The 14,219-nt window shown below is 65.5% G+C and carries 10 protein-coding genes and 1 pseudogene; 2 read left to right on the top strand and 9 right to left on the bottom strand.

What is annotated here, in order from left to right:
* Positions 1 to 135: 135 nt before the first annotated feature.
* The 3 genes and pseudogenes from GY937_11685 to GY937_11695 form a co-directional block, all read right to left on the bottom strand.
* Positions 136 to 447: pseudogene (locus GY937_11685) on the bottom strand (peroxiredoxin).
* A gap of 6 nt (positions 448 to 453) precedes the next feature.
* The gene (locus GY937_11690) at positions 454 to 594 is read right to left on the bottom strand and encodes a redoxin domain-containing protein (protein ID MCP5057369.1); all 141 of its coding nucleotides are present in this window, start codon (positions 592 to 594) and stop codon (positions 454 to 456) included.
* A 2-nt stretch (positions 595 to 596) separates the two neighbouring features.
* Complete coding sequence (locus GY937_11695) at positions 597 to 1,214, bottom strand: methyltransferase domain-containing protein (protein ID MCP5057370.1); 618 nt, start codon at positions 1,212 to 1,214, stop codon at positions 597 to 599.
* 93 nt (positions 1,215 to 1,307) lie between these two features.
* Between GY937_11695 and GY937_11700 the strand changes: the two genes are divergently transcribed.
* Entirely contained in the window at positions 1,308 to 1,745 is a 438-nt protein-coding gene (locus GY937_11700) for a DUF4281 domain-containing protein (protein MCP5057371.1), read from the top strand.
* Positions 1,746 to 1,787: 42 nt separating this feature from the next.
* Here the strand turns inward: GY937_11700 and smc are convergent, their stop codons facing one another.
* Entirely contained in the window at positions 1,788 to 5,462 is a 3,675-nt protein-coding gene (gene smc, locus GY937_11705) for a chromosome segregation protein SMC (GenBank protein ID MCP5057372.1), read from the bottom strand.
* Positions 5,463 to 5,649: 187 nt separating this feature from the next.
* On the opposite strand from smc, the gene GY937_11710 reads away from it, so the two are divergent.
* Positions 5,650 to 6,417 (top strand): enoyl-CoA hydratase/isomerase family protein, encoded by a 768-nt coding sequence (locus GY937_11710; protein MCP5057373.1) that lies wholly within the window; start codon positions 5,650 to 5,652, stop codon positions 6,415 to 6,417.
* 445 nt (positions 6,418 to 6,862) lie between these two features.
* Here the strand turns inward: GY937_11710 and GY937_11715 are convergent, their stop codons facing one another.
* From GY937_11715 to GY937_11735, 5 genes are all read right to left on the bottom strand, one after another.
* Complete coding sequence (locus GY937_11715; GenBank protein ID MCP5057374.1) at positions 6,863 to 9,082, bottom strand: acylase; 2,220 nt, start codon at positions 9,080 to 9,082, stop codon at positions 6,863 to 6,865.
* A 455-nt stretch (positions 9,083 to 9,537) separates the two neighbouring features.
* Positions 9,538 to 10,125: an HDOD domain-containing protein gene (locus GY937_11720; protein ID MCP5057375.1), complete on the bottom strand. Its 588-nt coding sequence runs from the start codon at positions 10,123 to 10,125 to the stop codon at positions 9,538 to 9,540.
* Positions 9,792 to 10,328: an HDOD domain-containing protein gene (locus GY937_11725; protein ID MCP5057376.1), complete on the bottom strand. Its 537-nt coding sequence runs from the start codon at positions 10,326 to 10,328 to the stop codon at positions 9,792 to 9,794. Before GY937_11725 ends, GY937_11720 begins: the two co-directional genes overlap by 334 nt.
* A 207-nt stretch (positions 10,329 to 10,535) precedes the next feature.
* Positions 10,536 to 12,440 (bottom strand): ABC transporter ATP-binding protein, encoded by a 1,905-nt coding sequence (locus tag GY937_11730; GenBank protein ID MCP5057377.1) that lies wholly within the window; start codon positions 12,438 to 12,440, stop codon positions 10,536 to 10,538.
* Complete coding sequence (locus tag GY937_11735) at positions 12,437 to 14,203, bottom strand: ABC transporter ATP-binding protein (GenBank protein MCP5057378.1); 1,767 nt, start codon at positions 14,201 to 14,203, stop codon at positions 12,437 to 12,439. The genes GY937_11730 and GY937_11735 overlap by 4 nt, the downstream gene beginning before the upstream one ends.
* Positions 14,204 to 14,219: the final 16 nt, after the last annotated feature.

Below are 14,219 nucleotides of genomic sequence, written 5' to 3' on the forward strand. Positions count from 1 at the left end.
ACCATTGCTGAAGCGTCGCCCGCTGGCTCTTGCTGAGGTGAATCTCGGCTGCGACCCGCATCGTGCCCCTCTGGCCGTTCGCCGCGAGGGTAACGTGGATAGTCCAATAGTGCCCTTTATTTATGAATCATATCACTAGAGAGTAGCCAGGACTTCCAACGCCTCGCGCGCGTGTTGGGCGATGTCGAGTTCGGCCTCGATCACCTTGCGAACGATGCCCTCGCGATCGATGACCACCGTGGCGCGCTTGTTCGGCAACCAACCACCGGCCCGCGCGAGCCCGTAGGCCTTCGCGATCGCACCCTTCGGATCGCTGAGCAGCGGGTAGGGAAGCTCCAGGGTTTCGGCAAAGGACGCGTGCCGCTCCGCCGAATCGTTGCTGACGCCGACGACCTCGGCGCCGAGCGCAGTGAATTCCGGGTAGTGCCCGCGGAAATCACGCGCCTCGAGGGTTCAACCCGGGGTGTAGTCTTTCATGTAGAAGAACAACACCAGATGTCGACTCCCCTGGAAATCCTCCAGGGAGAGGCTCCCACCGGTCGAGGTGCGGCCCTCGAACGCAGGCGCTCGCGCTCCTTCGCTCACGGCAGCCATGGCTAGCTTGCCTCCCGTGTGCGCTCCCAGCGGTAGACCCGCATGGGGGGCACGTTGCGCAATTCGGTCTTGACGCGAGCGCGGCCAAAGACCCGGCGCCCGAGTTCGTGAACCTTGTCGCGAACCTGGTAGGCCACGAATCGGCCCCCGGGCACCAGGCTCGCGTGAACTTCGTTGACGATCGCGGCACCGAGGGCTTCGGGCATGGTCGAGAAGGGAATGCCGGAGATGACGACGTCTGCCGCCTCGAAGCCGTACTTGGCCAGGGCGCCGCGCACATCCGCAGCGCTGCCTTCGTGGACGATCAAACGCGGATCCGGCATGTGGCGCTTCAGCACCTTCACGAAATCCGGATTGATCTCGATCGCGATCAGGGTCGCTTCCTGCGGAAGCGCCTTCAGCAACGCGCGGGTGGAGCCACCGGTTCCGGGCCCGAGTTCTACGACGACGCGGGCGTCGGCGAGCTCCGCAGCTCCGACCACGCGCCGCTCGAGAAAGCGCGAACTCGGGATGACCGAGCCCACCTGCTTGGGGCGGTCGAGGAAGCCTCGGAAGAAATCGACAGGGCGGTCCTGACGAGCAGATTTCAATCGCTGCAGCACGGGGGGGCTCCTGGTCATTCGGCCGTGGCATCCTAGCAGCGCTCGCGGAGGCCGTCGGCGGGGGTGAATCCCAGCGCGTCGGCACCGCCCAGATGGGCTACGAAGGGGCACATGTCACCCGATCTCCTCTTCCTCCTCTGCAACAACGGCGTCCTGCCCGCCTGGCTGCTTCTCGTCTTCGCCCCGGGCTGGGCCTGGACGACCCGGTTGATCCACGCCGCATGGATCCCGGGCCTGCTCGCCATCGCCTACGGCTTCGCGATCAGCCAGGGCCTGGCCGAGGCGCCGGAAGGCGGCGGATTCGGGAGCCTCGCCGGCGTGATGGCCCTCTTCACGCAGCCATGGGCCGCCCTCGGCGGCTGGATCCACTACCTGGCATTCGATCTCTTCGTGGGAGCCTGGGAGGTGCGCGACGCCCGGCGACGTGGCATCGCTCACCTGTGGGTGGTTCCCTGCCTGGTCCTCACCCTGATGCTCGGGCCCCTGGGCCTGCTCGCCTACCTCGCCCTGCGCTTCGGACTCACCCGAGAACTCACGCTGGCCGAGTAGAAGCAGCAGGGGGGCGCCTCGAGGAGCGTCCCCTGGTTGCGTTCAGTGGACTTCGACGGCAACGAGCTTGGAGACACCCTTTTCCTCCATGGTGACGCCGTAGAGGATGTCGGCGATCTCGATCGTGCGCTTGTTGTGCGTGATGAGCAGGAACTGGGAGCTGTCGGCCATCTCCTTCACGATCTCGTTGAAGCGGCCGACGTTGGCATCGTCGAGTGCCGCGTCGACTTCGTCGAGCAGGAAGAAGGGTGACGGCCGGACCTGGAAGACCGAGACCAGCAAGGCGATGGCGGTCATCGTCTTCTCGCCGCCACTCAGCAGGTTCACACTCTGCAACCGCTTGCCGGGGGGCTGGGCCATGATGTCGATTCCCGCTTCGAGCACATCCTCGCTCTCGGTCAGGGCCAGGCTTGCTTTGCCGCCCCGGAACATCCGCGGGAAGTTCTCCTCGAAGCGCTCCTTGACCGCATCGAAGGTCTCACGGAAGCGTTTGCGGCTGGTCCGGTTGATTCGCGAAATGGCATCCCGAAGCTGGGCAACGCTGGCTTCCAGATCGCCCTGTTGCTCTCCGAGGAATCGGAAGCGCTCGCGAAGCTCTTCATGCTCTTCGATCGCGCCGAGGTTCACTTCGCCGATGGCCTCGACCCGCTTTCGCACATCGACCAGGCGCTCACGGCGCCCATCGACGTCGAGCGCCATCAGCTCTCCAATCTCCCGGGCCTCCTTGCGCGCGTCGCGGTCCTCGGAGGCCGCGCTTCGTGCAAGGGTCGGATCCTCGTCACCGCTCGGCAGTTCGAGAGTCTCTACGACTTCCGGCGCCTCCTCCGCATCCAGTGCGGGCGCCGGCGGTTTCCAGTGGACGATATCGACTTTCCACTTCTCGAGAATCGATTCGTCCAGGTGCTGGAGGCGCAACTCCTGCTCCCGCAGGCCAAGCTCCGCCTGTTGGGCCTCGTCGCGCCGTGCTTCCAGATCGATACGCACACTGCGGGCTTCTTCCTCGAGCTCGCGCACCACCTCCGCCCGCTGCTCGTAGGCATCGCGCTTCTCTTCGTTTCCGAGACGTGCGACCTCTTCCTCCTGAAGTCGCTCGGCGAGGTTCCGCTCCGCCTCGGCAATCCCCTCGGCCAACTCGTCGCGGCGGCTTTCCGCCGTCTGCATCTCCGCATCCCTGCGCTGGATCCAGCCACGGCTTTCGCGCACCGAGGCTTCCGCCCGTTCGAGAGCGCTCCGCAAGCGGGTCGCGGCGTCTTCGCGGCCTTCGTGAAGCACCCGCCGCTCGGTAGCCACCGCTTCGAGGCGCGAGACCTCACGACCCGCGGAACCGATCTGCAGACCCATCTGTTCGAGGGCCCTCTGGCGTCGGGCTCGATCCTCCCGCTCACCGACCAGGCGACGCTCCAAGCTCTCGCCCTCTTCCAGAATGGCCTCCACCTCGGCCAGCAGATCGGAGCGCTCGGCGACCCGGCCCTCCTGGGCCTCGCCGATCGCCTTCACCCGCTCACGGGTACGCTCCAGATCCTTCTCGTGATTGGCCACCGCCAGCGCCGCAGTGTGATGGCGATTGCGAAGGTTCTCGAGTTCGTCCGATGCGCTGGCCAGCCGCTCCTCCGAGGCCCGCTGGGAGGTTCCATGCTCCTCCACTTCTCGCTCGAGGCCGGCCACTTCGTCCTCGAGTTCGCGCACTTCGCGGACGCGCGTGAGGATTCCGGTCTGGGAGGCATCGCCACCGCCGTGGATGACGCCGTCGCGAGTCAACAGATCGCCGGCCGGAGTCACGAAAGTGCACGGAATGTTCGCGCCGCCATAGTGCTCGAGTGGCTCCCGTAGGCTCTCCACCAGGTTCACCCGGCCAAGCAGCGAACGCGCGACCGCTTCGGATCCGGGGCGCGGCGAGACGCGGCCCAGCAGGGGTTCACCCAGAGGCACGAAGCCCAGCGGCTGGTCGTCTCCCTGTTGCTGAAGCACCAATACGGCGCGCCCTGCCGAAGAGCTTCGCAGCGCGGCCAACGCGTCCAGAGCCTTGGCGCCGTTCTCGACGATCAACGCCTCGGCGCGCTCGGCGAGAACCGCCTCGACAGCCTTCTCGATGCCCGCGTCGGCATCGAAGGCATCGCGCACCAACCCTCGCAGTCCGAGCGAACGACGCTCGTCCTCATCCAGGCGAAGCAGATGCCGGGCGCCCTGGCCCACATCCTCCTGGCGGCTCAGCAGCTCCTGAAGCGACGTGAGACGGGCACGCCGGGTTTCGCGCAGCTCGCGCCGGGCCTGCAACTGCTCGCTCGTCGTGCGGGCGACCTCGACCGCTTCCGCGTGGCCGGCCAGTGCATCCCGCACCAGACCCATCAGCCGGTCGCGCTCGGCAAGCAGGTTGCGCAGGCCCTCTTCCAGCGCCTCTTGCTCCTGGTCGGCGCGAGAGGCCTCACCCTGCTGCACTTCGAGCTGCTCATCCGCGCTGCGCAGGCGACGATCGATCTCGGCGCGCCGATCGGCCAAAGCGGCTTGACGATCTTCGCCCCGGGCGACGCCCGTCAGCACCTCGACGAGGCCTTGGTTCTGGGTATCCCGCGCCTGTTCGAAACCGCGCAGGGCCTGTTCGGCCGTGCGGGCTTCAGAATCCGCCAGGCGCATGGCTTCGCCCGCTTCGCTGAGCGCCGTTTCGACGCCGCGCAACTCGTCGCCCACGCGGCCCGCTTCTTCGAGCGCCAAGGCGAGTTGACCCTGGAGCTGTTCCTTCTCGACCGCCCGGGCCTCATTCGCCTCGGCAAGGGACGCGCGCTCGCGCCGCTCGTAGGCGATCTGGCTCTCGAACTCCTTGATCTGCCCGCGCAGTTGGAAGAGCACCTCGTTGCCCTGCCCCAGGGTGCGCTCCAGGTCGGTCAGATCGAGGCGCTTCTCCTCGAGACCGGCCTCACGCTCCTGCAGGCGTGTCTCGGCCTGGGTCGCTGCGTCCCGAAGGGACGTCAGATGACCTCGCCCCTGCTCGAGGGAGCGGGTCAGCTCGGCACGATCGTCGGCGGCAAGTGAGAGTTCGAGCAGGCGCTGCAGCTCTCGCAACCGTTTGAAGCGGGCGGCCTTCTTGGCCTGGCGCTCGATCGACGAGATCTGGCGCTTGATCTCGGCCAGGACATCGCGCACCCGGGTCAGGTTGGTATCGGTGGCTTCGAGCTTGCGCTCGGCTTCCCGCCGCCGCGCCTTGTACTTGCTGATGCCCGCCGCTTCTTCGATCAGGCTGCGGCGTTCCTCGGCCTTGGCAGAGACGATCTCCGCGATCCGGCCCTGCTCGACGATCGTGTAGCCCTTGGTGCCGATCCCGGTATCGCGGAAGAAGTCCTGGACATCGCGCAACCGCACGGCGGTCTTGTTGATCAGGTACTCGCTCTCACCGGAGCGATACAACCGCCTGGCCACCGCGATCTCGGAGAACGACGCGAACTCGGCCGGGGCGAGGCCATCGCTGTTGTCGAAGGTGAGCACCACCTCGGCCAGGCCGACCGGCGACCTCGCGTCGGAGCCCGCGAAGATGATGTCTTCCATCCCCTTGCCGCGCAGCCGGCGGGGCGATTGTTCGCCCATGGCCCAGCGGATGGCGTCGACGACATTCGACTTCCCGCAACCATTGGGACCGACGATTCCGGTGATCCCAGGCTGAAAGGAGAACGCCGTTTTATCGACGAAAGACTTGAACCCCGTGATCTGCAGCGACTTGACGCGCAACTGAACCTCTTTGCCCCTCGGGGTCCCACCAGTTGGAGAAGACCGGTGGATTCCCGGGGGGGCCTATGAATGCTGGCTCAGGCTCTTGGGGGTGCCCTCTAGTTAACAGCCCGGCCCCTCCGCGCGCAACCGAAAGAAGCCGTTCCCCGGGGGCTTCGAAACGGTACCCTGACCGGCCGGAGGATCCATGTTCGAAACCCTGCTCGCCGAAACCCAAGGCCCGATCGGCCGCTTGACCCTGAACCGGGCTGACAAGCTGAATCCCCTCTCCACCCAGACGCTCGCAGAGATCGCCACGGCGGCTCGCTGGTTCGATGAGCAACGAGAAATCAAGGTCGTCATCGTGAGCGGTGCCGGCCGCGCCTTCTCGGCGGGCGCGGATCTCACCACCTTCTCGGGTCCGCCTCAAGGCTCGACCCGCGATGCGGCAGACGTCGGCCGGCAGATGGCGGATGCGCTCGAAGCCATGCGAGCCTTGAGCATCGCGGAGATCCGCGGCTGGTGTGTCGGCGGAGGTCTGGTCCTGGCAGCCGCCTGCGATCTCCGTCTCGCTGCGGACGACGCGCGCTTTTCGATACCCGAAATCGACCTGGGGATCCCACTCGCCTGGGGCGGCATTCCGCGGCTGGTCCGCGAGATCGGCCCGGCCCTCACCAAGGAACTCGTCCTGACCTGCCGACCCTTCGACGCCGCTGAGGCCAAGGCCGCTGGCTTCCTGAATCGGGTGGTGCCCGCCGCCGAGCTGAAGAGCGAAGTCGAGGCCCTCGCCGAAAGCCTGGCCGAGAAGGCATCCCACGCGATCTTCGCGACCAAACGCCACGTCAACGCGGTGACCGATCAGATGGTCGGCACCATGCGCAGCTGGAGCGACGCCGACGGCCTGGTCACGGCCATAGGCGACGAAGAATGCGACCAAGCCCGCAGAAACTATCTCCAGAAACGAGCAGCCCGATAGACCTGTGCCGAGCCGCTTCGCTTCGCATGCGTGACATTCGAGTCGCCGAGGCTGGGCACAGGCCGGGCGGAATGGCTCGGCCGGGAGTCGGGTGGCCGCGTAAGGAGTTGGACGGGGTGTTGCCCTTTGCGGCTTCGCCACGGGCAACCGACGCGCACGCCGGACGGGACCTATGCCTGCGCTTTATTTCCGCCCGGCCTGCGCCCAGCCCCGGCGAAGCGGCCCCGGTTACATGCACGGCCGATCGCGGGGCGGGGGGCGGTCAGCGCGGAAATAAAGCGCAGGCATCTCGACTGATGAGCGTGTGCAAGTTCGCTAGCGGCGAAGCCGCGTAAGCGAACCCGCCTCCAAGTCGAAAGCGGCCTCCCAAGCCCCGGCCGAGCCATTCCGCGATGGCCGCCCCCCGCCCCGCGATCCACAATGAGAAGCGAAGCGGCTCACGTGGCTAGTTGAACTGCGCGGGCACGGTCTCGGGAATCGTTTCCTGGATTTGGATCTGCTGGAATTCGGGATCCTGGCTGATTTCGCCCGGCGTGAAGGGCAGATCGTTCCAGCCCTCGTCCGAGAACAGCCGCGTCTGGTCGGCGAAATGCGGATTGTCCGGATCGGTCGATTCCGAGTAGGTCAGCACGGCACGCGCCTGGACGCGATGGGGCTGGAAATCGACGACCTGCAGGATGCTCGTCCCGGATGTGATCGGGGCGTAGCCCGCGCCATTCCGGGTACGCGTGCCGATGGCGTTGTAGACGCCGTGGCTTCCGGGTCCGCCGTGGATCGGAATTCGCTCGCCCTTGTGTTCTTCGAATTGCACCTCGCCTAGCGTCGCATCCAGGGGAACGCCCAGGCTTTGGACGGCCAAGGTTGCGTCTGCGAGTTCGTCGAGCAGCCGCTTGACGACGGTCGGAGCCGACAGATCGACATCGCGCGGAGTGTGAACCGGATCATTCGGATCGAAGGGGGTGGAGAACACACTGCTCGGGCCGCCAGAACCGACGAAGCCGGGCCAGAACTGCCGCCAGACATGCGCTCCCCTGCTATCCAGGTTCTGCCGCCCATCCCAACCGGCAAGTGCGGCGCAGATCGCCGTCAGATCGACCGGCTGTCCGTTTCGCACGACGATCGGCGCAGGGGCCGGGGTGCAGACGGAGAGGACAGCGGCCAGGGCCAGCTCCGCGCTCAGATTCCGATTGCCGTAGACGAGTTCCAGGACATCCTCTCGCTCGAACAAGGCCCCGCTTGCCAGGAACTCCTCGATCTGAATGTTCCCTAGCCGCGTGCGGAAGCCCTGCTCGTTGCGCTCCGCGCCGATGATGGACGGAAATCCTTCCAGCGGCTCTGCGGGGTTGGCCAGCCAATAGCTGTCGTTGGAGTTCTGGACGTAGTCCGAACGGTGGATCGAAGGCAAATGGGAGGGGCCGAAGATTCCGGGTTCAGGGGAGCCCGGGTCGGTGCCCGATCGACATGCGGAGGTGGAGCCATCCAGAAGATCGACACCGGCGATCACCTTCACCGCAGCGGTGAAGAACACGGCGCAATCCGTCAGCTGCGCATCCGTCACATGAGGCATGGCCCCGATATCCGCATAGTAGGCGTCGCCGTGCCGATCGACCGCGATCGTATTCACCCAGGGCAGGCCGATGTTCTCCTCGAGGGCTCGCTCCAGGGATTCGACACCATTCGCCTGGTTCATGGCCAGGTACTGGTTGATGATCCGGAAGTTGTTCTTGTTCGCATCCTGGATCGCGAAGGCGGTCGTTGCGCTCCAGCTGAGGATGGGCGGAAGCGCGATGACGAAGCCGAACTCGGTGTCATAGAACGTGTGGTCCACCGTACGAACCGTCCCATTGGCATCGCGGACCGTGATCGAAACGGGCACCGGCTGCATCGGGCGAGATACCCCATCGACCAGGTAGGCGGTCGGATCGGCGGGATCGAGCTTCAACTCGCGGAGCACGAAGCGGGCCGCGGTCGAGACCGTATGACTCCATGCCACGTCGCGATTGAACGCGATGTTCGGAATCGGCGAACCGAAGATCGCCGCGCCCATCGAGTCGAGCACATCGGGAATCGTGACGTGCATCTGATAGAAGCGGAGCGTTCCCCGCCAGGGGAAATGCGGGTTGACCAGCAGCAGCCCGCGACCGTCGTGGGTCGTGTCGCTCCCGAGGGCCACCGCGTTGCTGCCGATCGGCCCCTCCCGCTCGATTACGGCCATTGCGGTGCGGATCGCCTCGGGGCTGAACTTCGACGGATCGGGAGTCGGCTGGGGCGGCACGCCGGCGATCACCGGCGCAGGGGGCACGGCGTGCGTCCCGGTCGAGAAATTCAGGGTACTCGCCAGGGAGATCAAGCGGATGAAGACACGGACCATGTCGTCCTCGTCGATCGGGCGTACCCATTCGCCATCCTTGCACCGGACGGGAAGGGAACTCACACCCGTATCCCGGACATAGCGATTCACACCGGCTGCGTAGCCCTGAACGGCGGCCCGCACGTCCGGCGACATCGCATCCTTGAAGCTCTCGACACGCGCGTCGCTCCCCCAGAAGCTGAAGAAGAGATCCGAGTTGATGTTGCTCGAACTCGAATTGAAGAAGAAGGCGCGCTCGCCTCGCACGGTGACGATCAACTCGGCCAGCTCGCAGTAGTTGTCTTCGGCAAGCAAAGCCCACCCCGTAGCCCAGGCTCCCGAAATCCTCGGCGCGGACGTGAGGGATACCGAAACTGGTCCGGCTCACCTGCGCGTCGTAGGTCGGCGGGTCCTCGCATTGCAAGGCGACCAGGGAAAAGCTCGATAGACACAGGACGAGCGTCAGGGCATAGGTTCGGCTGGGCGAATCATCACGGGTCTCCAGCGTTGGGAGCGACTCACGGGCGCGAGGCCATGGCGTCCGGAGCCGAGGCGCAGAGCCGCTCAGACGTGGGGATGGTACCACGATCCAGAAGAAACGCGGCACGGATTGGAGTGCTCACCCACCGGCAGGTCATGCGCAGTCGAGCACTTACTCCCCGGTCAACCGGCGGCCTCGAGGAGGCCCCTCAGCCTTTGCCCCCTCGGACAAGGGGGCCAATCGACCTCCGCGTCGCTCGTCCACCCACGAATGGTGAGGCGGAAACGAGCTAGGCGGACGCGCCCCCAAACGAGACCGCCTCGAGCAGAGCACTCGATTCTTCCAGCGTTTCGGAGATGATCTCGGCCAGATCCGACTCGGGGATTCCGAGTTTCTCGAAGACTGCGGGATCGGCCGGATAGGCGAAAGATCCCAGGCCGTCGTCTCCGCCCAACCTGGCGCACACCCCGTCCGCCACATGGACGATCTCGACCAGCCGACGATGTTCCGGCCCAGCCCCACTGGGAACATGGTAGTGCTCGATCACCGCGCGAAGCGCCGGCCCGAGGCCGAAGTGAACGGCCACACGGACTCCGAGCTCGCAATGGGTGACTCCGATCTGCTCTTTCTCTGCAGCCAGCCGAGCCGCGGCGGTTCCAGAGCCGGCGCCCAGGGCCGCGATTTGAGCACTCGGCTCGAAGAGCTCCGCCAGCACGGCTTTGCCGATGTCGTGGAGCAGGCCGCCGGTATAGGCCACCGCCACGAGTTCGTCGCTACCAACGCGGTCGCCACGAGCCGTGCAGCAACGGCCGTCTTCAACCCGATCTCGAAGAGCTTCGCATCGGGTCCGTAGCCCGAAAGCGGGGCCTGCATCCAATTGGCCCCGATCGAGAGAGCGGCGGAAACGACGGTCCGGTCACCCAGCAACGAGACCGCATGCGCCACGCTCTCGATCGGAGCCACCGGAGCGATGACGGGAGAGTTGGCGATGCGCAGCAATCGGATCGTCAGGGAGGCATCCTGATCGACGACCCTCACGATGTCTTCGGCCGCGTGGTTGGGGTCACTCGTCAGCCTCACCAACGCGAGGGCGGATACAGAGAGCGGCGCAATCTCCCTTACCGCCCGTTCTATGCGTTCTTCCGAGACACCTCGTACCACCCCCACCTCGCCAGCGTACGCACCCGGGAAGGATGAGCAAATGCGATCCGCCTCTTCCATCGAACTCGTAGGCAGCGCACGCAGCCTTCTCACCGAGTTCGAATGTGGGACGCTCGCCGGGAAGGTTCAGTGGTTGGCAGAGGCGTCGACGAACAGCCCGAGTTCGCGCGGAACGTCCCCTTCGACTTGCAGGCGGAGCAGGTTCGCGTAGAGGCCATCGAGCTCGAGTAGCTCGGCGTGGCTTCCACTCTCGGCCAGCTCACCGCGATCGAGCACGTAGATGCGATCGACGTCTTCGATGGTGGAAAGGCGGTGGGCGATCACGAGCGAGGTCTTGCCTTCCATGAGGACATGAATGCCTCGTTGGACCATGGCTTCGGTCTCGGTATCGATGGAGCTGGTGGCCTCGTCCAGGACCAGGACATCCCCTCCGTGGGCCAGGGCCCTGGCGAAGGAGAGCAGCTGGCGCTGGCCCGTGGAGAAGTTGGTTCCGCGCTCCCGAACCTCCGTCTCGTAGCCCTCGGGGAGCGCCGCGATGAAGCGATCGGCTTCGACAGCCGTGGCCGCCGTCTGGATGGCCGGGCGATCGAGGTCTTCCCGGCCGAGGGCCAGGTTGTCCGCCACGCTCCCGCTGAACAAGAAGACATCCTGCAGCACCATGCCCACCCGGCGCCGCAGCTCGGCCTGGGGGATCTCACGCAGATCGACGCCATCGAGCAGGATTCGGCCCCGGCTCACTTCATAGAGACGGGTGAGCAGGTTGATCACAGTCGTCTTCCCTGCACCTGTCGCCCCGACGAACGCGACCTTTTCGCCCGGGGCCACCTTGAAGGAGACATCCCGAAGCACCCAGTCCTCCTCGCCATCTGCGTTGGAGTACGAGAACCAGACGTGGTCGAACTCGATTTCACCCCGCACGGCCGGCGCGGCGCTGCCGGTGACGTGTCGCTCCCAGCCGGGCTCCGGGTCCCGGATCGCCGGCTCCGTATCGAGCAGCTGAAGGATGCGCTCGATGCTCGCCATCGAGGATTGCATCACCGAGTACTTGGCCGAAAGGTCGCGCAGAGGCATGAAGAAGCGACGCATGTAGTTGATGAAGAGGTAGATCACGCCGGCGGTAGCCCAACCGGTAGAAGCCCAGATCACCACAGCCACAGTGACGCCACTCGCAAGCTCGACCACCGAAAAGAGAGCCGAGTCGTACCAGATCGACTTATGCCAGGCGTCCCGATGCGCCCCATTCAAGTCCTCGAAGTCCCGGAGGTTCCGCTCTTCGCGGGTGAAGAGCTGCACCACCTTCATCCCGGTCACGGTCTCCTGGATCGTGGCGTTGATGCGCGCCAAGAGCACCCGCGTGCTTCGGAACGCTTCACGCACCTTCAGCCGGAACACCACCGCCGCAACGACGAGAAAGGGCACGACGGCGAACGTCCAGAGCGCCAACTTCGCGTTCACCGCGAAGAGCACGACGGCGAAGCCGATCATCTTGAGGATATCCGTGACCAGAGCCACGAGACCCTGACTGAACATCTCGGCAACGTGTTCGACATCGCTCGTTGCGCGGGTGACGAGCCTTCCCACCGGATAGGTATCGAAGAAGCCCAGATGCAGGCCCTGGATGTGGTCGAAGACTTCACGTCGGAGATCGCGCATGGCCGCCTGGCCCGTCGCAACCATCAGCAACAAATGCGCGTAGGTCAGGACAGAGGACGAAACCGAAACGACGAGAAACAGGCCGGCGAGCCAGACCAGAGGCGGCCAGCCCTCGGGCGCCGTGAGCCATGCGTCGAGTGGGCCCGAACCGCCCGCTTCCTCGGCAAGCATCACGCGATCGATTCCGGTCTTGACGATCCAGGCCGGCGCCAGCTCCAACGGGAACATCGGCACGACCATCAGGATGGTGAGGGCCACCCTCCCCTTGTAGGGCTCCACCCAGGCCCAGAGTCGGCCGAGCAGGACGCGATCGACGGCCTTCCCGAGCAATTCTTCCTCGAGAATCGCATTCAAACCCGTTCCGCGAGGTGCGCTCATCCGCGGGCCTCGAGAGCCTGAACCTGAGCGGCGCGTTGTTCCATGGCCGCCTGGTCCTGGGCAAGCCGGGCGTAGAGACCGCCCTCGGCAAGCAGGCTCTCGTGCGTGCCCCGCTCGACGATGCGGCCTTCATCGAGCACGACGATCAAATCCGCATCGCGCACGGTCGTCACGCGGGAAGCAACGATCACGACAGTACGCCCCTCGAAGACCTCCGACAGGTTCTCCTGGATGGCGGCTTCCGTCTCTGCGTCGACGGCGGAGAGCGTGTCATCGAGGATCAGGATCGCGGGGTCCAACGCCAGGGCCCGCGCCAGGGCCGTCCGCTGCCGCTGACCGCCAGACAGCATCACACCGCGCTCGCCCACCACCGTCTCGTAGCGTTCGGGTAACTCGGCAACGTCTTTCGCCAACTGGGCCCGCTCGGCAGCTCGGAGCACTTCTGCCGGCTCGGTAGAAGCAAGGCCATAGGCGACGTTGTCGGCGAGGGTCATCGAGAACAGGAACGAATCCTGGGGCACGCTGGCGATGCTGCGACGCAACGGGCGCAGCCCGATGTGGTTCACATCGATGCCATCGACGAAGACGTGCCCGTCCTCGACTTCATAGAGCCGCGGGATGAGCGACGCCAACGTCGTCTTCCCGGCGCCTACCGGGCCCACGATGCCCAGCACGCTGCCCGCGGGCACGTGGAGGTTCACATCTCGGAGTGCTGGCTCCCGTTCGCTTCCGGGGTAGCTGAACGTGAGATCGCGAAAATCGATCTCTCCCCTTGGATCGACCAGATCGACCGGATCCGCTGGATCGGCGATCGCCGGCTCGGAGGAGAGCACTTCGTCGATGCGCTGAACCGATGCCGTGCCCCGCTGCACGAGGTTGAAGACCCAACCCATGATGAAGATGGGGAAGGTCAACTCGTAGTTGAACATCGAGAACGTGAAGAACTCGGCGATGGTCATCTCGTCCGCGGCTACGGCCGCACCGCCGACCAGGAAGATGATCCACATCCCCATCATCGGCAGGAGGCTCGTCACCGCCGGCATGGCACCGTTCACCCGGGCAACGCGGAGCTGTCGGTGGTAGAGGTCGTCGCAGAGATCGGCGAAGCGTCCGCGGGTGTGGTCTTCCATGGCGTAGGCCTTGACCACGGCGATCCCCGAGACCGTTTCCTGGAGATGGTTCGACATGTCGGCCAGACCGACCTGCACGGCCAGGTTGCTCGAATGCATGGCGCGCCCGAAAGCCCGCGAAATCAGGATGAAGAGCGGATACGGGATCAAGACCAACGCGGCGAGCTTCGCATCGAGATAGAACATCGCCGCAAGGGTGGCGCCCACCAGGACGGGCGTCTGAGCCACGGAGAGGAGCCCGGGCCCGAGCATCAGCCGCACGGACGTCAGATCGTTCACGCAACGGCTCATCAGATCCCCGGTGCGCCAACGGAAGTAGAACGATTGGGGGAGGCGTTGTAGATGCTCGAAGAGATCGTTGCGCATCTGGTATTCGATCTCTCGGGCCGCGTTGAAGATGCGCACGCGCGAGAAGAACCGGACGCCCGAACGGGCAACGGCGACCACGAAGAGCACGGCACAGCGGCGGGCGACCTCCTCCGCAGGCATCCCTTCGGCCAGAGCCTGGACGCACCAGCCGACCGTGACCGGAAGTGCGACGAAGAAGCCCGCATAGGCGATCGTGGTGAGCACGCCGAGGAGGTAATCCGTCTTGTTGCGCGTCACGTAGTGACGAAGCCGCCGGAACATCATGCGACGGTTCCTGGCG

The organism is bacterium (assembly GCA_024228115.1).
Taxonomy (GTDB): domain Bacteria; phylum Myxococcota_A; class UBA9160; order UBA9160; family UBA6930.

Coding starts and splice junctions, on each gene's coding strand:
- GY937_11690 (MCP5057369.1), bottom strand. CDS start 594: ATGGCTGCCGTGAGCGAAGGAGCGCGAGCGCCTGCGTTCGAGGGCCGC.
- GY937_11695 (MCP5057370.1), bottom strand. CDS start 1,214: ATGACCAGGAGCCCCCCCGTGCTGCAGCGATTGAAATCTGCTCGTCAG.
- GY937_11700 (MCP5057371.1), top strand. CDS start 1,308: ATGTCACCCGATCTCCTCTTCCTCCTCTGCAACAACGGCGTCCTGCCC.
- GY937_11710 (MCP5057373.1), top strand. CDS start 5,650: ATGTTCGAAACCCTGCTCGCCGAAACCCAAGGCCCGATCGGCCGCTTG.
- GY937_11730 (MCP5057377.1), bottom strand. CDS start 12,440: ATGAGCGCACCTCGCGGAACGGGTTTGAATGCGATTCTCGAGGAAGAA.
- GY937_11735 (MCP5057378.1), bottom strand. CDS start 14,203: ATGATGTTCCGGCGGCTTCGTCACTACGTGACGCGCAACAAGACGGAT.